Below are 4,279 nucleotides of genomic sequence, written 5' to 3'. Positions count from 1 at the left end.
AAGTCCTATTTGCATCTGCAAATAGTACTTTTTATATTTTGTGAATAAAAGAGATTAACGTAATGCCAATCGCAAAACTTCTATAGTCAAACCTTCTTATTTATTTCCTTTTTCGAAATCAGCAACAAATTGAGCTAAACCGATGTCTGTTAATGGATGTTTCAACAAACCGTAAATGGCAGAAAGCGGCCCTGTCATAACATCAGCGCCAATTTTAGCGCAGTTTACAATATGCATCGTATGACGTATTGAAGCAGCAAGAATTTCCGTCTCATAACCGTAGTTATCGTAAATCAATCTAATTTCTTCAATCAATGCCAATCCATCAGTTGAAATATCGTCTAAACGACCGATGAATGGAGAAACATAAGTCGCACCTGCTTTGGCAGCTAATAAAGCTTGACCAGCAGAGAAGACCAATGTTACATTTGTTTTAACACCTTTATCAGAAAAGTATTTAGCAGCCATAATACCTTCTTTGGTCATTGGCAACTTTACAACAATCTGATCGTGTAAATCAGCTAATTCTTCTCCTTCTTTAATCATTCCATCATAATCAAGTGCATTTACTTCAGCACTTACATCACCATCGACAAGATTGCAAATGTCAACATAATGCTTCAAAATGCTATTTTTTCCGGTGATTCCTTCTTTAGCCATCAATGATGGATTTGTAGTAACTCCGTCTAAAACACCTAACGCTTGTGCTTCCTTAATTTGAGCTAAATTAGCCGTGTCAATAAAAAACTTCATAATATATCTTTATTAAATTGTGTGTTTGTATTTTGGGCGTGACCACAAGGGTCAGGCTCTATGCTACAATCTCCCGATAAAAACGGGAGGATTTTCGCTGCGATCCTTCACGCAGAACTGCTGTAAAATTACAACTTATAATGATTCATGAGCATTTTTTCGTAAACTTTATCAGGAAGAATTCGTTTCAATACAATCGAAAATTGCTGCATAAAAGCACCTACTTTATAATGAACATTGGGCTCTTTAGTCTGAATGATTTTATAAACCGCCTCTGCCATATCGTTAGGATTGCTGCCGCCATCGACATGCTCATCCATCGTTCGCAATGATTCTCCATAAGAAGCGGCATAAGCAGAATCCTTAATGACTGGTGCATGATAACGTCCCGAAGCAATATTTGTGGCAAAATCACCTGGAGCAACATTCGTGATATGAATTCCAAAGGACTTCACTTCCATACGCAATGCTTCGGTTATTAGTTCTAAAGCCCCCTTAGACGCAGAGTAAATGGAGCGATATGGCAAACCCATATATCCGGCAATAGAAGTAACATTAATAATTAAACCGGAATTTTGTTTGCGCATTTGTGGCAACGCTGCCTTCATCACTTCAATAGGTCCGAAGAAATTAGTCTCAAAGTTGTTTTTGATTTCTTCTGAAGGTATTTCTTCTAAAGGTCCTGTAATTCCAACACCTGCATTATTGATCACAATATCTAATCTACCTGAGCTGGCGATGATGTTTGCAACAGCAGCTTGAATTGATTCGGAATTTCTGACATCTAAAACCACTAGTGGAAAAATAGAATTCAGAACCCGTTCTGGGTTTCTGCTTGTACCGTAAACAATAAAGCCTTTCTGGTGTAAAAACTCTCCAATAGATTTCCCTATTCCTGAGGACCCTCCTGTAATCAAAACTACTTTACCCATGGTTGATTTTATTGGTTTGACCAAAAATAAAAAATCCTCCATAAGGAAGACTAATTTTGTTTAAATTCTATAAAACCTGAACAGAATTCAAATTTAAAAAAAATGGCAAGCGACCTACATCGCACCGCTCAACCACGTACCCTTGCTATGTTCCCATCCTGGGGGAGTCAGCAGGAGCTGGTCGTGTAGGACTTGCCGTTGCAAATATACAATCTTTTTATATTTTTGCAAGCGCTTTGCTCCGTAAAAATAACATTGTATATTGCTATATTCAAAATCCATCCTATGAAAAATTATAACGTACTACCAGTCATTTTATTAGCAATAACACTTTCTAATTGTGGAGGTACAAAAAAAGGAGAAAATACTATATTTAATTTCAATACTTCAACATTTGCGGCAAAATACACCCCTGAAGAAGCGCTGAATTTAGAAATTCTGAACCCAGAATCGAAAGATGTCGACAGTACCATATACTATGTAAACGATTCTAAGATTGGAGTTACAAAAGGACTAGCGAAATTTACGTTTGAATTAAAAGACCAAAAATTAGGGTACCAAAACCTGAAGGCCTTAGTGTATTTTGAGGGTGAAAATTCAGAAGCGACCGCAAGAGTAGAATTGGTATCAAATGTACAACCAGTATTATTAAATTATAAAATTGTAAATACCCATCCACACGATACAACTTCATTTACGGAAGGTCTGGAGTTTTACAATGACACGTTATACGAAAGTACAGGGCAAAACGGAATGTCTTATATAAGAAAATACGATTACAAAACTGGTAAAGTATACAAACAAGTGGATCTTGATTCTAAATATTTTGGTGAAGGAATTACTTTTCTGAATGACAAATTGTACCAATTAACTTGGCAGGAAAAAACAGGCCTTATCTACGATGCAAAAACGCTTAAACTTGAAAAAACATTCGCTTACGATAGAGACATTGAAGGATGGGGAATGACAAATGACGGAAAATACATTTACCAAACGGACAAAACGGAGAAAATATGGAAAATGGATCCTACTACGCAGAAAATGATTGATTATATTAATGTGTATTCTGGAAGCTCAAAAATCAAAGCAATCAATGAGTTGGAATGGATTAACGGAAAAATATACACGAATGTTTGGCAGAAAGATGCAATTGCAGTAGTAAATCCAAAAAATGGGGCCGTTGAAGGAATATTAGACCTGTCAGGCTTACGAAAATTAATTAATGCAACTCCAGACGATTATTTAAATGGGATCGCCTACAACCCAAAAACTAAAACTATTTTTGTGACGGGTAAAAATTGGAATAAAATGTTTGAAATCACCGTTTCTAAATAATGAAAAAACAACAATGACAACAGTAATCATTAACATAAAGGAATTACTTCAAGTTCGAGAAATTGCAGTTGCTAAAGTTTCTGGTGCAGCCATGGCTATTCTTCCTACCATCAAAAATGACTAGTTACTAACAGCAGACATTTGATTACTGATTTTGGAACAATGGATAATAGACCTACAACTAGAGCAGATCAAACTATCAATACCACAGTAAAAATGATATTGCCTTCCTGGTGCGACAGTCATACCTACATTGTTTACGCAGACAAATGAGAATAGGAATTCGTAGATCGCATCAACGGTCTCAGCTATGAAGAAATAGCGAATCGTGGCGACGGAATCTTAAATTCAGCTAAAAAGCTCAACGAAGCTACTGAAGAAGAAATTTACAATCAGTCAAAAGAAAGTCTGGAATAAGTTATGCGTTTAGGGACCGGAGCTATAGAAATTAAATCGGGATATGTATTAACAATCGAGGGAGAATTAAAAATGCTACGGGTACTAAAAACAACTATCACTAAATTATCCCATAACGATAAAAGCCACGTTTTTAGGAGCCCATACCATCCCATTAGAATACAAAGATGATCGAAAAGGATACATAATCTTTTAATAAATAACATGCTTCCAGAAATCTCCAAAAATAATCTGGCCCATTTCATAGATGTGTTTTGTGACACTAGTTATTTTACCGTTCCAGAAGCCGAACAGATTATGAGTGCAGGTATCTACTTTGGCTTAAAGCCAAAAATTCATGTAAACTAATTCAATTCTATCGGTGGAATTCAAGCAAGAGTAAAAAACAAGGCGCTCTCTGTGGATCATCTTGAAGTCATAACGGCAGTAGATATCGAAGCTTTAAAAAATACAGAAACAATGCCCATTGCCCTACCGTCTTGCTCCTACTTCTTGAATATTCTTTATAGCCCTGCCCGCAGCATGATTGCAGCTGAACTACCACTGGCATTAGCGACGGATTACAATCCCGGTTCTACTCCATCAGGAAAGATGAATATTGTTGTCGCAACAGCCTGCATTAAAATGTAAAGGACTCCTGAGAAAGTCATAAATGCCGCCACTATCAATGGAGCGTATGCAATGGGAATTTCAAACCCCCACGGCAGTACAACTATTGGCAAAAAAGCTAATTTTATTATTACTAAACCGATTCCTTCTTATTATCAGTTGCCCTATGCTTTTGGGAGTAATTTAATCGAAAACGTCTTTCTTGAAGGAAAAAGTATCGCATAAAAAAAGAG

3 protein-coding genes, 1 other RNA gene and 1 pseudogene are annotated in these 4,279 nt (G+C 36.5%); 2 read left to right on the top strand and 3 right to left on the bottom strand.

From position 1 onward, the window contains the following. Positions 1–96: 96 nt before the first annotated feature. The 3 genes from fsa to ffs all read right to left on the bottom strand — a co-directional run bounded on the left by fsa (position 97) and on the right by ffs (position 1,883). Positions 97–753 carry a fructose-6-phosphate aldolase gene (gene fsa / locus A3SG_RS0117645; protein WP_016991319.1) on the bottom strand — a complete coding sequence of 219 codons (657 nt, stop codon included), beginning with the start codon at positions 751–753 and terminating at the stop codon, positions 97–99. A 128-nt stretch (positions 754–881) separates the two neighbouring features. After that, positions 882–1,685: an SDR family oxidoreductase gene (locus A3SG_RS0117640; RefSeq protein WP_029596896.1), complete on the bottom strand. Its 804-nt coding sequence runs from the start codon at positions 1,683–1,685 to the stop codon at positions 882–884. Between the two features lie 100 nt (positions 1,686–1,785). Beyond that, an RNA gene (gene ffs, locus A3SG_RS21410) (signal recognition particle sRNA small type) lies at positions 1,786–1,883 on the bottom strand. Positions 1,884–1,970: 87 nt separating this feature from the next. Here ffs and A3SG_RS0117630 point away from each other — a divergent pair. Both A3SG_RS0117630 and hutI read left to right on the top strand, forming a co-directional pair. Further along, entirely contained in the window at positions 1,971–3,020 is a 1,050-nt protein-coding gene (locus tag A3SG_RS0117630; RefSeq protein ID WP_029596895.1) for a glutaminyl-peptide cyclotransferase, read from the top strand. Between the two features lie 13 nt (positions 3,021–3,033). Beyond that, positions 3,034–4,271: pseudogene (hutI, locus tag A3SG_RS20350) on the top strand (imidazolonepropionase). Positions 4,272–4,279: the final 8 nt, after the last annotated feature.

The organism is Flavobacterium sp. ACAM 123 (assembly GCF_000264055.1).
Classification (GTDB): domain Bacteria; phylum Bacteroidota; class Bacteroidia; order Flavobacteriales; family Flavobacteriaceae; genus Flavobacterium.
The sequence above is the reverse complement of the archived record's forward strand: the minus strand, read 5'-3'. Positions and strand labels throughout refer to the sequence as shown.

Excerpts from the sequence above, each read along its gene's own strand:
- fsa (WP_016991319.1), bottom strand. The coding sequence starts at position 753 with ATGAAGTTTTTTATTGACACGGCTAATTTAGCTCAAATTAAGGAAGCA.
- A3SG_RS0117640 (WP_029596896.1), bottom strand. The coding sequence starts at position 1,685 with ATGGGTAAAGTAGTTTTGATTACAGGAGGGTCCTCAGGAATAGGGAAA.
- A3SG_RS0117630 (WP_029596895.1), top strand. The coding sequence starts at position 1,971 with ATGAAAAATTATAACGTACTACCAGTCATTTTATTAGCAATAACACTT.